Below are 15,154 nucleotides of genomic sequence, written 5' to 3' on the forward strand. Positions count from 1 at the left end.
CTGCTCTTTGTGAGATTCGCAGGGTCACAATCGTGCCTTCTGAGATCCCTAGGACAACACTCATCTTCGCAATGAAATCAGCACGACAAATCCTGCTCGACGCGGGGTCACTGGCCGGCGCATTTTCACACTCGGAGATCTCCCCCGGCGCGCCAGAGACCAGAGTGACGACCCCCGGCGGTCACGCCGGCATCGACGAAGGCGCCAAGGAGCTCGGCAGGCGCCGCCGGCGGCGGTGCCGGCGCCTTCGATGATCGAGCAGCCGGCGGCGAGCGCCGCGGAGAGCTTGCGCACTGTTTGATTGACGGGAAGTTCCAGGGCGTGAACGCGGCCACCGGACCGACCGGCAGCTTTGAGCGTCATCTGCATGGCTCTTCGCGCGCGCGCCGGAATCACCTGGCCGCAAGTGCGGCGCGCCTCCTCAGCGAACCAATCGATGATGTCGGCGCCGCCATCACTTCGCCCTTGGCCTCTGCCAAAGGTTTGCCTTGCTCGCGCGTCAGGAGCCAGGCGATGCGATCTCCGCGCTCTCGCAGCAAGCCGGCGGCCTTGCACATCAGCTTAGACCGATCAAACGCCGAGGTTGAGCTTCAGAGTTTGAAGCCGCGATCGGCGGCGGCCAGCGCGGCGTCGAGATCCGGCGCGCGGTATGTGCAACCGAGCCGATCGTCTCCTCGGTCGCCGGATCAATAACCGGAATAGTCCGGCATTCGCGACCCTCACGCCATTCGCCATCAATAAAGAGCTTCGTATCGGGATATACCAGCGCCGCATTGGGCATCTTTGATTGCTTTCGTTGTAAGGATGCCCGCGCCGCCGAAGCAGACACGGGCTGTCCTGGGGGACAAACTTGAAAGGCGACTAGAATCCCCGTCCGCGTCTGGTGGAGCGATTGTCACGTGCGTGTCTTGCGTTCCCTTATCTGTTTTGACGGCCTGCAGAACCGGGTGCGCCGGTGACGATGCTGCTCGACAGCCTTGTGCCTCACGCTGCTCGTTCGCGAAGTTGATAGATCGCGATGTGCTGGCAGTGGGCGATCAACTTCCGGCCGTTCGCAACAACAACGGCATCTACTTCCACGAAACGGTTGCCCTTCTTTTCGTAGTTCGCGGTAACGCGTGCCCGCGCGACCAACTCTTCATCGCAAGCAGCTGTGGACAGCATCTGCATGCGGCTGCCGAGATGAATCCACGGCCCCAGTAAAGCGTTCTCCATCAAGACCCGGTTCATAACCCGCTGCACCATACCGGGATGCACCAACCCTTCGCGAGCATAGATTGGATCGGTTTCGCGTACTTCCGCCCGATAGTCCGCTCCAGATTGGCCCGGCCAGGAGCGCGGCGCCGTTCCGAGCCATTTGCCGACCTGGTAAGACCTGAGATCGACCGGCCCCCGCACCGCAACCGGCGCAGTCTCGGGATAATCGCCAACGGAGATCGGGGGTGGCGCGTCCGGCAGCGAGGCACTGCCGGCAGCTCGAACGTCGCTGCCGTTGAGCGCAATCGCTAGGCCTTCGTCTGAAGGCTCGGACGTAACCACCACGGTTTCGCCATCGTAAACCGGCTTCGCGAAGCGCACCTCCATCAGGCCGCGCTCGAGGAAGGCTCGTCCCCACTTCGCCACCGGAACGTGGACCATATACGCAAAGACATCGACGCCTGGCACCAGGCCGCCGCTGAAGCCATATTTTTGCGCCACCGCATCATCGTGCATCCTGTTTTCGGAGTGCGTGGCGCTGTTGAACGCCTGGACGCGATAGGGCGGCTCAGCCATTTGACTTCCTAACATAGCATTGCTGACGGACATCAATACGGCGCTAAAAGCGTCTGATTGCCGGATGATCCCGGATGAGATCGAGAGTCGTTTTTGATCCATTGCTTCATGTCGGTCCCAAACTGCTTCAGGCAAATTTCCGGCAATTTGATGGCACCATCAGTCTCGCCCAGCAGCGAATAGGTGCAAGCGACATTGTAGCGGACAAGGTTGTCATCGAGGTGGCGCGGCCTTCACCTTTATCAGTTTCGCATACACGTTGTGAAATCGCGCCGAACAGTAACCCCAAGCACCAGCATGCTCAAGTGTCTGATTCAGCTGCTCTTTCCCAGATTTTCGAAGGGTTGCGATTTGCGCCTTCTTAGATCCTTGGACAATTCTAATTTTCGCAATGAAATCAGGTCGATAAATCCTGCTCGACGCGGGGTTACTGTTCGGTGCGATTTCACACTCAATCACCACGACCGAGCATTCGATGCCAAAGCGGGCAGCCGAAATCCTCGAATTCCGTAAGGTCGCTCAGCAGTCCTGGCGATCACACCGACATCTACTGTTCGCTTTCAGTTTCTGACAATCGAGCAGGCCATCCTGTCGTGTCCGTTCGACACGGGCATTGCCCTCGTGCCGCTGCATCCGCCCGACAAAGCGGCATGCTTCGGTGCTGATTCAAACGCAGTCTGTAATGCTATTTTAACCATAATCAGCGAGATTGGGATTCGCGCCAGGTAACGAGTACGCAAATCAGGCAACACGGCGGGCGGCATCCCGCTCCTGGCCGCCCGCGCGTTGCCCCTGAATCGATGCTTTATGAAAACTTCTTCGAATCCGTGGGATACCGACAGCGCCCATATCGAGGCGCTGATCAAGGTCGTCGAAAAAGACGGGCTGTCCCACAGTATGGCGATGGGAGAATTGCTGAGGGCGCTGCACAGTCTCTCCCAGACCCTCAGCGATCACCAAACCGCTCCAAAGCGAACTGCCCCGCCAGACGACGCATCGGCATAGACCGGCCTTGTTCGCACGAGCAAATTCGCTTTCGTGCTGGTCGTCAGGAAGACACGGGACAGCATCAGAATCTTCCTGGAAGCCCGCCGACCAGGTCAAGCAGCAGGGTTTCGTGACATCCTGTTCTCGCCGCGACGCTATGCCGGCGGCACCAAGTTGGTGCTATTTCCGGCCAGCCTGCTTGACGGCAACGCCATGTAGGTTCACCGGTCATCGCCTGTCGCACGATCAGTCGTCATGGTCATGAGTTCTCATCGGCGGGCGCAGGAAAACCAGGATGATCCGTTCATCACATCGCGTCGTCGACGAGACCGACGCTCGGCTGCTCGTCCTCGCCATCATCTTCACCGCCCGCAATCCCCATCGGAATATCCCCTGCCAGCAGCTTCTCCTTCGACAGCAACCCGGCGTCTTCGAGCGCCTCGAAATCCGGCAGGTCGCGCAGCGTGTCGAGGCCGAACTCCAACAGGAATTCTTTGGTCGTCACGTAGGTGTAGGGCGCGCCGGGCGTCGGGCTGCGCGGGCCGGACGCAATCAGCTTCGCGCCGCGCAGATGACCAATAAAATCACGACTGATCTCCTTGCCGAAGAAAGACGACAACTCGGCGCGGGTGATCGGCTGGAAATACGCCACGCACATCAGCACCAGCACCTCGGATTGCGTGAGATCCATCGCCTTCTCACTGCCGCCCATAGCGGCGCGGATGGCGTCGGCATAGGTCGGCCGGGTCAAATGTTTCCAGCCGCCGGCGACGGCGACCAGGTCGTAAGGCCGCCCGCGCAGCTCCTCGCGAATGTCGTCGATCAAGAGATCGAGGTTGCAATCCGCGCCAACCACCCGCGCGAGGACACTACGTGTCACCGGCTCGCTGGCGGCAAAAATGGTTGCCTCAACGCGCTGCATCCATTCGCGCCAGCGCGCCTCCGGCGGCAGGTGATCCAGCTCCCGGTCAAGCAACGGTCGTTGCCCATCCCCATTGTCTCGCCGAGTTTTGGTCGAACGAGCCGCCATCGTCACAGTCCGTAGGTGCGGAAGGTCGGGCGACCGGACAGCTCACGCACGGCACCCAGGACAAGAAGCCGGTCGAACAGGCGGCGTAGCCCCCGGTCACTCATCTTTTTGTCCATTTTTTTGTCCCCGCGCGAGGCCATGAGCGCGTCTTCGTTCAACAACCGGTCGACGATCGCGTCCGCTCCCTTGGCCCTGAGTTTCGGCGCGACGGCCAGCAGTTTTTCGGCACGGCGGCCGAGCTCAGCAAAAAGATCGATGGCGCGCAGCGCCGCCCGCGCCTGTGCCGCCAGCAGTTTTTTGGCACGCTCCGGCTCTGTCTCAGGGCCCGCTGCCGCCATACCGGTCGCCGCCCGACGTGAATGCCCGGCACGCATGCCAAAAAAAGCAGCTTCGGTGCCCAGCAGCGGTATTGCATGCGGCCACGCCAGCCGCTGCGCCAGCAGACCGTCGGCGAGCCAGGCGCCGAAAGCCGGCCCAAAACCATAGCGTTCGGCGGCCACAAAAGCACCGGTCAGCATCCCGACCGTCTCTGCCCCGCCGCCGATCTGACCGAGTTCCCCCACCAGAGCGCTGACCACCTCTTCATCCGGGGCGTAGCCGAGTTCTTCCAACACCGCGCCGATGCTCCGCTCGGTCAGCAGTTTCTCGGCAGGCGTGTCGACCAACCGGCGCCAGGCGAGCAGCAAAAGCCCGGCCGGGCCAACGGACAAAAAATCGCCGGGGCGTGTCAGCAGCACGGCGTCGCGCAATGCCAAAGAATCCTCGACGCGGCCGGCCTGTCGTGCCGTCACCGCGGCCGCGACAAGCGCCAGGCGCTGCCGCCAGACCCCGGCCCACCGTTCCTGCCGGCGGACTACCGCATCGAGGGCGCCGATAGCAGCACCGGCAGCAAGCGCGACCTCCTCAACTTCCTTTCCCGCAACGCTTTGCGCATCCGGGATTGCCCGGCGCAGCCAGGCCGGGACCAGGGCCACCGGAGCGACGGCCACCGCGTCAAGAAGCTTGCCGGGGTGGCGCGAGAGGAGTTTGGGCCGCAGAATCATCGAAAAGCAGGATGAATCACGGCGGCGCTTTTGACAACGATAATATGCCTAAAGCGCCCTGCCTGTCGGCAAACAATAATGAATGATAATCTTGCATTATCGCTCGTTTTGTGAGACCCCTTAAAAAATGGCCTTGTGGCTCGCTTTTCACCGGCGGACAGTCTCCTTTAGGCGTCAGATCGACGAGAATTCGCGTTCATTGAGCGGACCGGGTTTGCGCTTAATCCCCGGACAGCGGCAGCGGGCAGCCTCTCTCGTCGAGCAGAATGCCGATATCGACGTCAATCGGGCTTGCGGACGAAATCTCGTGCATCCTTGTACGGCCGGATGAATCGAAATTCGTGAGACTACGCCCCGCAGCACGCAGTCTCAGCATTTCTGAATCGCCTGCTCGTCGCTCGATAGTTTGGGCGACAACCATGCCCCGGGTGACGCCGGATTCCCGGCAAGCGCAGCATCGATCAGCCGAGCCCGGACACGCTCTCGCTTTCGCGGGGGCAGCTCTTCCGCTGCGGTCCAGTTCGGATCAGCCAGAATTTGACGTGCCAGGCGCTCGTACTCGGCCGCCGAGCGCTTCAGCAGCTGGACGTGCGGCCGTCGGCTTGGCCTTGAGAGGCGGATCGGTCGTGGCGCGGCCCGCCGGGCGAGATGAGCGGCGACAGGCGGCATTGCACCGTCCACGCGCGGATCGGTACCGAAAACGTCGTCCAGAGCCAGCAGCGTCAGGAAGCGCCAGCGCACCGGCAACTGGCCGAGCGGAGTTTTGGCGCCGACGGCATGCCTGGCTTCATAGGGACAGCGCCAGCCGGCTTCGTTGAACCACAGCGCCAGCACCGGCCGCGCTGCTGCCGGATGGTCGAGCGGCGCCCAGAGCACTGAGAGCGCCTTCTCGAGCCTGTCGCCCTCGGGATTTTCACCGTTGACGCTTGCCGTGATCCGCTGCTGGGTGGCCAGCGCCGTCGCCAGGAGGGCGGGATCCTGTGGCTGACCGCCCTCCCTCCCCTATCGGTGAGAAGCCGCGCGCAATGGCTGCAGACAGGCCGCGCGCTTCCGTCGTGCAGGTGGAAAGCCACGGAAAGACGCCAGTGGCACGATACGCAGTGATCGTGCAGCAACTCGCCATGAGTTGGGCAGATACAGCGTTCGGCGAGCATCCAGCCGGCTCGAAGATGCGCGTCGTGGCCCGCAGCGCGATCGGCAGCGAAGCAAGCGAGACAGACTGGGATAGACCCGGACATCGCCGACGGCGTCCATTCCGGTCCCCTGCTTACGTACCAGGCTCGAGCGCGTCGCGGGTAGCGCCAGCTCAGGGACAGGCGATGCAACCGATCGGGGTCGACACTGCAGATCTGTGCCCAAACCCTCGTCTGCCCGGCCGCCGGAGCCCCGTCGTCTATCGGCAGGGGTGACGACAGGCCACTGAAATAGCCGGCTAGTTGCTGCGCCGTAAGGCCGTAGCGGCATGCCACCCGCGCCATCCAGGAGGACAGCAATTCGTCGCGAAAGGGCCGCGGCGCCACGGGCAGACGATCCGGCTCCATCACCCGGCCGCCGGCTGCGGCATCCGCCGGCGTGCCGATTGCGTCATCGACACAAGCGGAAGGACAAGATCATCGCCGAAGCTCATCAGGTCGAGCCGTTCCTTCCCCGACCGGATCGCCTCCTCGGCTGCCGTCTCGATCAGCTGGAAAATCCTGAACGTGACGCCGCTGGTGAGCGTGTGGATCCTTTCACGAACCGCGTCCGTTTCGAGATCGGACGGAGCGCGCAGCGGCAGGATGCCAGCGAGGCTTTTCAAGAGCCGCGCAAAGGCGTGATCGTTCTTCCAGAGCTTGAGATGAAACGCCTCGAAGCGCTCGGCAAGCTGCGCGTCGGTGAGCAAGGCCTGGCGCGCCAGGTCGGTACCGGCGCAGACAAGCGGCACTCTGAGGTCGTTTGCGAGAAACCGCAGCGCATTCAGGAAAATCCGTTGCTGCCGATAGGTCCCCGCCAGCATGCCGTTGACCTCGTCGAGCACGATCATTCTGGCGCCGACGGTGCGCAGCAGCGAGCGGCAGATGTCTTTCTCCCGGGCAAGCGCGCCGCCGACGAGCGCTGGAGCCTGCAGGCTGGCCAGCAGTTCCCGATAGAGGTCGCGCTCGACCGGCTCCGAGGGTACTTGGGCCACGACGACCGGCCTGTTGGTCACGCCCGTCGACTGACACAATGTGGGCGGATGCGCCCGCTCGAATTTGCGGACGATCTTGGTCTTGCCCATGCCGGTGTCGCCATAGATCAGCAGGCAGGGCATACGGTCACGTGGGGGATAGGCAAGCAACGCGTTCAGGCGGACAAGTGCGGCTTGCGCCTGGTCGAAGCCGATCCAGCGGTCGGCCTTGATCCAGGCAATGCGCTCTTCGTCGGGCAAAGCGGCATAGCGGCGGTAGCGGTCGTCGAGGTGCTCGAAAGTCCCCTCCCCTCTCACGACCATTCCTCGACGGGAAAGACGGGGACCTTGCTCCAGTCGATCGGCCGCTCATCCTCGATTTGCGCCGGCTCGGCCGCAACCAGCGCGTTTGACGCGGCAGCCTCCAGCGCTCGGTCGCGCCTCTCCGCCAGCTGACGCGCTGCCTTGGTGCGCCTGGTCGCGTCCTCGACTAGTGCGCGCTGGGACTCAATGGTCTCGAAGATCAGCTGCTCGTCGACCAGCGAAAGACCGCGTTCCCGCAGGGCGGTCCGAGCGCGGCGATGTTCGCCAAGTGTGATCGGCGCGCGCCGCAGATCGGCAAAGCGGATCGGCCAGCGCGTACCATCCGGAGCGCGCACGAAAACCCTCGAAAGATCGCGTGGATCGTAGGAAACGCGCAACGCACGATCGAGCCGACCGGCCCATATGCTCAGCACGTCATCCCAGTAGCGGAGACCGAACAGGTGAATGCCGTCACGCCGCACCAGCCGGTCGGCGCTGGGCAGGAAATCGATCGTGAAGCCGGCGAGATCGTGGGGCTGACGCACAGGCCGAACGCGGCGGGCCGCAGCCTCGTGCCATGCCGCAAGCGGCGGAATCCCCAGCGTTCCATGGCGATCGGCGTGGTAGCGCGTGATTTCGAGCGCCATCCACCGCTCCAGTTCATCCAGAGTCATCGTCGCATGGGCGGCGGAATCATAGCTGCCACGCTCGTCGATGTCGCTGAACGTCGTGCCCGGCAGAAGATGGACGGCGCCCATCATGGTGCCGATCAGCCGCTCGATATGGCCGCCATAGTGGGGAGTGGCGATCGGACGATGGATGAGCTCGATGCCATATTCCTCAGCGCCCCGCTGCAGGGCGCGCGACCGGAATTCCTTGGCGTTATCGAGGTGGATGGCATCAGGGAACCCGCAGGCCGGCCACTTCGCATCGATGCCCAGTCCGGCAAGCCACACCTCTTTCGGCTGCACGACATGCTGGATTACGAGTGCGACCGAAACCGTCGACGGCGCCTCGAGCGTCAGGTAGAAGCCCGCGACCATGCGGCTTGCGATGTCGATGGCGAGCGTCAGCAACGGCCGCTGCAGGGGCCGCCGACATCGGCGATCGACGACAATGACATCGACCAGCGTGTGGTCGATCTGGACTACGTTGAACGCGCACTCGGCGGCATATTCTCCCGGAACTGGGTGGAAGCGATCACGCGCTGCCTTCGAGCCTTCCCGTGCCTTGGTCAGTTCGGCGGGGTCTATGACCTCGATCCGCGCCTTCAGCGCATGCCAGGACGGTACGCGCACGCCACGCGAGCGGCAGAGCCCGCGGATCTCCTTGTGCAGTCGATTGATGCTCGGCTTCTGGCGTGTCTTGTAAAAGTCCCGGAGCGCTTCGGCGATTACCGCTTCGGTCTCATCCGGCAACCGGCGGCTGCCCTGTCTCGTGCCGCCCGGGCGCGGCAGCAGCGAACTCGTGACCGGATGCTCCCGATAAGCCCTGATCAGTTCGTAAAGCCGGGTTCGCTTGAGGCCGAGTTCACGGCAAGCCCGGAAGAAATCGGACCGGCCGGGGCAGTCGAGCGAGACCAGTCTGCGGATCACGGCCTCCCTTGCAACCGCCTCATTCCAGGCGGCATCATCAACCGTCTCCTTGTCGGGCCCATGAACCACAGCCACCCTCGCTGTAAAGTTCGTCCGCTCGAATGTTACGAAAAATCCGCTGATTCGGCTAGAATCCGCCAATGAACTCCGAAGATGATTCGCGCCAGATCAGTAACTTGCCGTCCGTTGACCAAACGCGAGCGACAGCCCGAATCGTCGAGCAGAAGCCCGAAAATCGCCTCGCGCGACCCTCCGCACCGCCCCACAGCACGGGGGCGCAGGACGATGCTTTAGGTCTGCGGTCGTCGGCCGGGCTGGAGGCGAAAGCTGCGGACGATTTGCCCGACATCATCGATGTCGTCATGGAGATGGGTCGCGCCCCGGAAGAACTGTCAGCCGAAGCCCCCTCCCCTCTTCCGGCCGTCGCCAATCCGCGCCTGCCGGCGCATCTCGACGCGTTGGCCGATCGCGCGCGCGATTATGTCGAGGCGGCGAGCTCGGCCAACACCCGCCGCGCCTACGCTGCGGACTGGAAGCATTTTTGCGCCTGGGCGCGCCGCCAAGGTCTGGACGTGTTCCCGCCCGATCCGCAGTTGGTCGGCCTCTACATCACCGCCTGCGCCTCAGGAAAGGCGACCGGCGACAAGAAGCCGAACTCCGTATCCACGATCGAGCGGCGCCTCTCCTCGCTGACGTGGAACTATGCACAGCGTGGCCAGCCGCTGGACAGGAAAGACCGGCACATCGCCACCGTCATGGCCGGCATTCGCAACAGCCACGCAAAACCGCCAGTACAGAAGGAAGCCATCCTGCCCGAGAATCTCATGGCCATGCTGGAAACCCTCGATCGGGGTACCCTGCGCGGCTTGCGCGACCGTGCCATGCTGCTTCTCGGCTTTGCCGGCGGGCTGCGTCGTTCCGAAATCGTCGGCCTGGACGTCGGCCGCGACCAAACCGAGGACGGCCGCGGCTGGATCGAGGTCTTCGAAAAAGGCCTGCTCGTCACGTTGCGCGGCAAGACCGGCTGGCGGGAGGTCGAGATCGGCCGGGGCTCGTCCGACACGACCTGCCCGGTCGTGGCGCTGGAGACCTGGCTCAAGCTCGCGCGCATTGCCCACGGGCCGCTGTTCCGAAGGGTGACGGGGCAAGGCAAAAAGGTGGGCAGCGAGCGGCTCAACGACCAGGAGGTGGCACGCCTGGTCAAGCGGGCAGCGCTGGCGGCCGGCGTACGCGGCGATCTTTCCGAGGGCGAACGAGAACAAAAGTTCGCGGGGCATTCGCTGCGCGCCGGGCTTGCCTCGTCGGCCGAGGTCGACGAGCGCTACGTGCAAAAGCAGCTCGGCCACGCCTCCGCCGAGATGACCCGTAGATATCAGCGGCGCCGCGATCGGTTTCGAGTCAATCTCACCAAGGCAAGCGGGCTGTAGGGACAAAAAACCCCCTCCCCTGCCCTTCTCGCACATCTGGTGGGCGAATTCGGCGTGGCGCGCCAGCGGTTCAATAACTAGATAACGCGAGCGCCTTTCACTCTGACGTGGCATTCTCATGAAAAAGATCGGTTTTCTGTCGTTCGGACACTGGACGCCCTCGCCCCAGTCGCAGACACGGTCTGCATCCGATGCACTCCTGCAGTCCATCGATCTGGCCGTTGCTACCGAAGAGCTGGGCGCGGATGGGGCATATTTCCGCGTGCATCACTTCGCCCGCCAGCTTGGCTCGCCGTTCCCGCTGCTGGCGGCGATTGGCGCCAAGACCAGCCGCATCGAGATCGGCACGGCGGTCATCGACATGCGCTACGAGAACCCGCTCTACATGGCCGAAGACGCCGGCGCCGCCGACCTGATCGCCGGAGGGCGTTTGCAACTGGGCATCAGCCGCGGCTCGCCAGAGCAGGTGATCGATGGCTGGCGCTACTTCGGCCACGTTCCGCAAGAGGGCGAGAGCGATGCCGACATGGCCCGGCAGCACACCGACGTGTTCCTCGACGTGCTGCGCGGCAAAGGCTTTGCACAACCCAACCCGCGCCCGATGTTTCCGAACCCGCCTGGCCTGCTGCGTGTCGAACCACATTCGGAGGGCTTGCGTGATCGCATCTGGTGGGGCGCCGCCACCAACGCAACTGCGGAATGGGCAGCAAAACTGGGAATGAACCTGCAGAGCTCCACACTCAAGTTCGACGAGAGCGGAAAACCCTTTCATCTCCAGCAGGCCGATCAGATTCGCGCCTTCCGCGAGGCGTGGAAGGCGGCCGGTCACACGCGCGAGCCGCGGGTCTCCGTCAGCCGCAGCATCTTCGCGTTGGTGGACGATCGCGACCGGGCGTATTTCGGCGGCAACGAGAGCGAAGATCATTTCGGTTACATCGAGCCTGAAAAGCTCGCCGTGTTCGGCCGCTCCTATGCCGCCGAGCCGGACGTCCTTATCGAGCAGTTGAAGGGCGACGAGGCCATCGCCGAGGCTGACACGCTGCTGCTCACCGTCCCCAACCAGCTCGGTGTCGACTACAATGCGCATGTCATCGAGGCGATCCTGACCCACGTCGCCCCGGCCTTGGGTTGGCGCTGACGCCTCCGTCCGAAAGCTCCCTCTGTCCTTCCGCAATTGCTTCATCGCCAGGACAACTGGTCCTTCGGCAGCCGGCCGCTCGGGTCGAATACAGTCACCTTGTGCGGAAGATCCGGACCCCAGTCCCAAAGCACTAGGTTGCGATCTTCTGTCTCGGCACCCGGAGCAAAACTCGGAACCAGAATACCGGCAATGCCTTGAAGCCGCAGTTGGTCATAGATGGACCAGGATGCAGGGCGCTCGCCGTCGCTGAGGACCGTTGCCCAAGCGCAGGCCATGTCCTCGAGCGCGACGGAAAATTCTCCCCTCCCCTGCTCGGTCGTCAGGTCTGCGATGCCCTCGCAATCGACCTCATAGGAGCACAGCACACAGGGGTCGATCCGATGCGCAAAGCCTTGATTGGCTTCTTTGACCGCCGTCATGATGGTGAGCCCCAGATATAGCGCTGGCACACCTTTGGGATTGAAGCGCGCACCCCTGATCGCGGCTCCCTCACCGGAAGTCGGCTTGAAGGCCCAACGCGGATCATGTGCCCTATAGCAGGTTCTGACGAACCTCACGCAAAGCCGCCGAGGGCCATATGATCCAGATAATCGCGAACGGCAGCGGCTTTGCCTTCCTTCACGAGGGCTTCGGCGGTGCGACCACCGAATGCCGGCAGCGGCTGGGCTCGGTACCAGGCCATCGCCTGTTCCTTTCCGCCCGCCCATTCCGTCACGCGACTGATGATCTCGAGCATTTCACGTAGACGCCCCTGGGTCTTTATCGTGCGGCTGCGCTCCAACCGATAGAGGGTTTCGCGGGCAAGGCCGGCCGTCTCGGCCAATTGGCCCTTGGACATTCCAAAGCCGTCCGCCACTTGGTTGATGGCAATTTTCCCGGCCCGGTCCATATAGGACAAAACCAAAGGTTCATTCTGCACGGGTATCTTGAGGGCCTGGCCCATAGGATTCCATCCTGTCATACACATAGTCGCATTTACTGTGCAAAAGATATGACACTCCTCGGCTATTTTCAAGTTCGGAAGCCGATGCGTCTCCAACCGATCGGTTATCTGTATCTTCTACGTTTGTAATTTCGTCTCCGATACGGTTCTCAGGCGCTCCAAATGGCCAAAACACCGCACAACCACTCCTCCCGTCGACCACAGAGCCGGCAAATCGGCTATGCGCGCGTCTCGACAGACGAGCAGGCTACAGAAGCCCAGGAGATGGAGTTGCGGTCCGCCGGATGTGAGACAATCGTCCGGGAGCACGGCTCCGGGGCCTCAAGAGCCCGCCCTGCCCTTGCCAAGATTGTCCGCGAGATCGACGCTGGCGACACGCTTGTCGTCGTTCGGCTCGACCGCCTGGCGCGCTCGGTAAGCCATCTGCTCGATGTCATCGAGGACCTGACGGCAAAAGGTGCGCATTTCCGGTCGCTCAGCGACCCGATCGACACCACGACGCCGCAAGGCATGTTTTCCCTGCAGGTTCTTGGCGCCGTGGCCCAGCTGGAGCGGGCTCTCAACTCCGAACGGACCAAGGCAGGCATCAAAGCCGCCAGAGCAAAAGGCCGGATGCCGGGCAATCCAGGGATCCGCGAACGTCGGCCGGACGCGCTGGCCAAGATGACGGCCGCGCAAAAGGCAGCCTATGGAGCGCGTCTCCAGTCATCCGCGAACCAGTGGCTTCCCATTGTGCGGCGCATGCGACCCGACCACACATGGGACGATATCTCCCGCGTTCTCAGGCAACGTGGTCTCGATTGGACTCCTGAGCGTTTACGGCGCGCGGTGAAATGGATTGTCAGCGAGGGAATGGCCGACAAGTCGCTTCTGAGGAAGTCGCCGCCTCGGCCAGCTGAGGATCGTCTGATGACCCTCGTGGCGGGCATCCATTCCTCCAATCCGGAGCTGACCTTGCGCGAAATCGCCAACCAGCTCGAGCGACTTCGTGAGCGTACGCCCCGTGGCGGTACGAAATGGGCGCCCTCGTCCGTCAAGAACCTCATCGACCGGGCAAAGCGTAGCGGCTTGCTCGAGGCGGCCTGAATACGCAACCGAGGACTGATTTTGTGGCGCCTACGCCGTATAATTCGCGGAGCTCGTTCGTAGCCAGAACAACCCAAACAGTCCGCAAACTCCGGAGCGCGCAGCAGTGGAAGCCATGACCGTCAACAGCCGCGACGATTTCGCCCAATGGGCCATCGAGCGAACCAAGTCGATCCTGACCGAGCAGGGTTCGGAGCTCGCTTCTGCGGCGCGGTGCGGAGACGATGCCCGGATGGGCGAAGCTGCAAATGCCCTTGGCCAATCGATCATCGATGCACTGCTCGAAACTTTTGACGGTCTGATCGACGACGACAGAGACTGACCGAGTTGCCGCCCGCGGAATTCAAATCTATCAATCATCACGATCTGGGCTTGTTCAGCGACCGCAGAAGGGCTTCCGAGACTTCGAGCCGCCCTTCCCCGCTTTCACCGCCGCTTCGCGGTTCGTGGCCGGTTTTCTCCGCCGATTTGTCGGCGTCCAGCTTGGCGCGCAGCAGTGCCATGATCATTGGCCAGGTCGAGAATTTGCCGTCCCTTGCCTTGTCGGTCAGGCTGCGCAGATAGCCGCCGGCGCTGTTGATCTGGTCTGATCGCTGGTAGATCGCGGCAAGGGTGATCGCCGCGTGCTGTTCGCCCATGACCTCGCAGGCGTCCCGCCACGCGCTGGGACTGATTGCCAGCATCGGCCGGGCCAGTTCCGCCGCGGCCAGAAAGTCGCGCCAGTGACGGATTTCCCCGCCTTGCGTCAATTCTCGCAGGTTGGGGCAGGCGTCCAGCACAATGCCCAAAGGCAATTCTCGCTTCGGCAAGCTCCGTACGTTGTCGGTTTCCGCGGCGCTGCCGCCCGCTTCATTCTTATTTCGAGAGCGGTCTTCAGATTCAAATATGGAGTCTGGGTTTGAATTCTGTATGTGGCGACCAGAATGGGACTCATTGGCGTCCGGATTCTGTGTTTTTGCAAATGATTCCAATACCTCGAGGATCTCCGTGTAGAGGCCGTGAAGATCGCAGCAGATATCCTCGATGAGTTGCCTCGGCGCTGAGCGCGGCAAGCGGCAGACGATGGCCTGATAGGTCTGGTAGACCCTGCCCCAATTGCCCGGAACGTTCTCCTCGATGCCAGTCTCGATGAGCTTGACGATATCGCGGCGCAGGAGCGTGAGACGCTCCTTGGCGATCCGAAGGGCGTTCTTCTCGGCCCGGACGGTGTCCGCCAGCTCCTTGAATTCCCCGGCCCGGGCAACGATCGGCGCCAGGTCGAACCCGTAGGCCTGTTCGACTTGACCTCCCCTGCCCTTGCGGGCGAAGCGCTTGCCGTTCGGACTATCTCTGCGGATGATCAGCCCGCAGTCGACCAGGACGGCCAGGTGGCGCCGTAGCGTCGTCGCCGGCATTCCGTTCGCACGGGCCATGAGTTGCTCGTTGGACGGCCAGACGATCAGTTCGCCGTCGCCTGTGAGCTCCGTTTCCGGATGAAACGAGAGCAGCGCGTTGAGAATGGCGAGTGCGCGGTCCGTAGCGCCGATCAGCTCGCGCGCTTCCCGGATCGTCTGGAACACTTTCCATTTCTGGACCTGGGCGCCAGCCGGTGCCGATTTTGCCACAGCCTGGCTTGCCATCATGCCAAGTGACATCGTTCGCCGCCCAAAGGGCGTCGTTGGGGTATGCGTCTGCATTGTC

The 15,154-nt window shown here is 62.8% G+C and carries 17 protein-coding genes and 1 pseudogene; 6 read left to right on the top strand and 12 right to left on the bottom strand.

Annotated features, from left to right (window positions below; genetic code table 11):
• Nucleotides 1-60: 60 nt before the first annotated feature.
• The 3 genes and pseudogenes from N7E70_RS30155 to N7E70_RS30160 all read right to left on the bottom strand — a co-directional run bounded on the left by N7E70_RS30155 (nucleotide 61) and on the right by N7E70_RS30160 (nucleotide 1,773).
• Nucleotides 61-557, bottom strand: a pseudogene (locus N7E70_RS30155) (aldehyde dehydrogenase family protein).
• Complete coding sequence (locus tag N7E70_RS31005) at nucleotides 557-829, bottom strand: hypothetical protein (RefSeq protein WP_245414195.1); 273 nt, start codon at nucleotides 827-829, stop codon at nucleotides 557-559. Before N7E70_RS31005 ends, N7E70_RS30155 begins: the two are co-directional and overlap by 1 nt.
• Before the next feature lie 155 nt (nucleotides 830-984).
• Nucleotides 985-1,773 (bottom strand): MaoC family dehydratase, encoded by a 789-nt coding sequence (locus N7E70_RS30160; protein WP_093037332.1) that lies wholly within the window; start codon nucleotides 1,771-1,773, stop codon nucleotides 985-987.
• Between the two features lie 74 nt (nucleotides 1,774-1,847).
• Here N7E70_RS30160 and N7E70_RS30165 point away from each other — a divergent pair, with 74 nt between their 5' ends.
• Together N7E70_RS30165 and N7E70_RS30170 are read left to right on the top strand one after the other, a co-directional pair.
• Nucleotides 1,848-2,138, top strand: coding sequence for a hypothetical protein (locus N7E70_RS30165; RefSeq protein ID WP_139274564.1), 291 nt, complete (start codon nucleotides 1,848-1,850; stop codon nucleotides 2,136-2,138).
• A 442-nt stretch (nucleotides 2,139-2,580) separates the two neighbouring features.
• A complete protein-coding gene (locus N7E70_RS30170; RefSeq protein WP_093037015.1) occupies nucleotides 2,581-2,778 on the top strand; it encodes a hypothetical protein in 198 nt (65 codons plus the stop codon).
• A 289-nt stretch (nucleotides 2,779-3,067) separates the two neighbouring features.
• Here the strand turns inward: N7E70_RS30170 and scpB are convergent, their stop codons facing one another.
• From scpB to N7E70_RS30195, 6 genes are all read right to left on the bottom strand, one after another.
• Nucleotides 3,068-3,790 (bottom strand): SMC-Scp complex subunit ScpB, encoded by a 723-nt coding sequence (scpB, locus tag N7E70_RS30175; RefSeq protein WP_093037012.1) that lies wholly within the window; start codon nucleotides 3,788-3,790, stop codon nucleotides 3,068-3,070.
• A 2-nt stretch (nucleotides 3,791-3,792) separates the two neighbouring features.
• Entirely contained in the window at nucleotides 3,793-4,833 is a 1,041-nt protein-coding gene (locus tag N7E70_RS30180; protein ID WP_093037009.1) for a DUF1403 family protein, read from the bottom strand.
• Between the two features lie 369 nt (nucleotides 4,834-5,202).
• On the bottom strand, nucleotides 5,203-5,667 hold the full coding sequence (locus tag N7E70_RS30185) for a hypothetical protein (RefSeq protein ID WP_154386544.1): 465 nt from the start codon (nucleotides 5,665-5,667) through the stop codon (nucleotides 5,203-5,205).
• Nucleotides 5,556-6,374 carry a TniQ family protein gene (locus N7E70_RS31010; RefSeq protein WP_154386545.1) on the bottom strand — a complete coding sequence of 273 codons (819 nt, stop codon included), beginning with the start codon at nucleotides 6,372-6,374 and terminating at the stop codon, nucleotides 5,556-5,558. The genes N7E70_RS30185 and N7E70_RS31010 overlap by 112 nt, the downstream gene beginning before the upstream one ends.
• Nucleotides 6,374-7,303 (bottom strand): TniB family NTP-binding protein, encoded by a 930-nt coding sequence (locus tag N7E70_RS30190; RefSeq protein WP_154386546.1) that lies wholly within the window; start codon nucleotides 7,301-7,303, stop codon nucleotides 6,374-6,376. The genes N7E70_RS31010 and N7E70_RS30190 overlap by 1 nt, the downstream gene beginning before the upstream one ends.
• Nucleotides 7,294-8,877: a Mu transposase C-terminal domain-containing protein gene (locus tag N7E70_RS30195; RefSeq protein WP_246765472.1), complete on the bottom strand. Its 1,584-nt coding sequence runs from the start codon at nucleotides 8,875-8,877 to the stop codon at nucleotides 7,294-7,296. The genes N7E70_RS30190 and N7E70_RS30195 overlap by 10 nt, the downstream gene beginning before the upstream one ends.
• 362 nt (nucleotides 8,878-9,239) lie before the next feature.
• On the opposite strand from N7E70_RS30195, the gene N7E70_RS30200 reads away from it, so the two are divergent.
• Nucleotides 9,240-10,304 carry a site-specific integrase gene (locus N7E70_RS30200; RefSeq protein ID WP_154386606.1) on the top strand — a complete coding sequence of 355 codons (1,065 nt, stop codon included), beginning with the start codon at nucleotides 9,240-9,242 and terminating at the stop codon, nucleotides 10,302-10,304.
• A gap of 118 nt (nucleotides 10,305-10,422) precedes the next feature.
• Nucleotides 10,423-11,442, top strand: a complete 1,020-nt coding sequence (locus N7E70_RS30205) for an LLM class flavin-dependent oxidoreductase (protein ID WP_154386547.1) — start codon at nucleotides 10,423-10,425, stop codon at nucleotides 11,440-11,442.
• Between the two features lie 41 nt (nucleotides 11,443-11,483).
• Here the strand turns inward: N7E70_RS30205 and N7E70_RS30210 are convergent, their stop codons facing one another.
• Both N7E70_RS30210 and N7E70_RS30215 read right to left on the bottom strand, forming a co-directional pair.
• Entirely contained in the window at nucleotides 11,484-12,002 is a 519-nt protein-coding gene (locus N7E70_RS30210) for an RES family NAD+ phosphorylase (protein WP_185910482.1), read from the bottom strand.
• Nucleotides 11,999-12,388 (bottom strand): MbcA/ParS/Xre antitoxin family protein, encoded by a 390-nt coding sequence (locus N7E70_RS30215; RefSeq protein ID WP_154386548.1) that lies wholly within the window; start codon nucleotides 12,386-12,388, stop codon nucleotides 11,999-12,001. Before N7E70_RS30215 ends, N7E70_RS30210 begins: the two co-directional genes overlap by 4 nt.
• A 162-nt stretch (nucleotides 12,389-12,550) precedes the next feature.
• Here N7E70_RS30215 and N7E70_RS30220 point away from each other — a divergent pair, with 162 nt between their 5' ends.
• Entirely contained in the window at nucleotides 12,551-13,474 is a 924-nt protein-coding gene (locus tag N7E70_RS30220) for a recombinase family protein (protein ID WP_154386549.1), read from the top strand.
• Between the two features lie 115 nt (nucleotides 13,475-13,589).
• A complete protein-coding gene (locus tag N7E70_RS30225) occupies nucleotides 13,590-13,796 on the top strand; it encodes a hypothetical protein (protein ID WP_154386550.1) in 207 nt (68 codons plus the stop codon).
• 37 nt (nucleotides 13,797-13,833) lie between these two features.
• Here the strand turns inward: N7E70_RS30225 and repC are convergent, their stop codons facing one another.
• Nucleotides 13,834-15,150, bottom strand: a complete 1,317-nt coding sequence (repC, locus tag N7E70_RS30230) for a plasmid replication protein RepC (RefSeq protein WP_154386551.1) — start codon at nucleotides 15,148-15,150, stop codon at nucleotides 13,834-13,836.
• Between the last annotated feature and the right edge of the window lie 4 nt (nucleotides 15,151-15,154).

Origin of the sequence: Aminobacter sp. NyZ550, from assembly GCF_025628925.2 — a bacterium.
GTDB classification, from domain to species: domain Bacteria; phylum Pseudomonadota; class Alphaproteobacteria; order Rhizobiales; family Rhizobiaceae; genus Aminobacter; species Aminobacter ciceronei.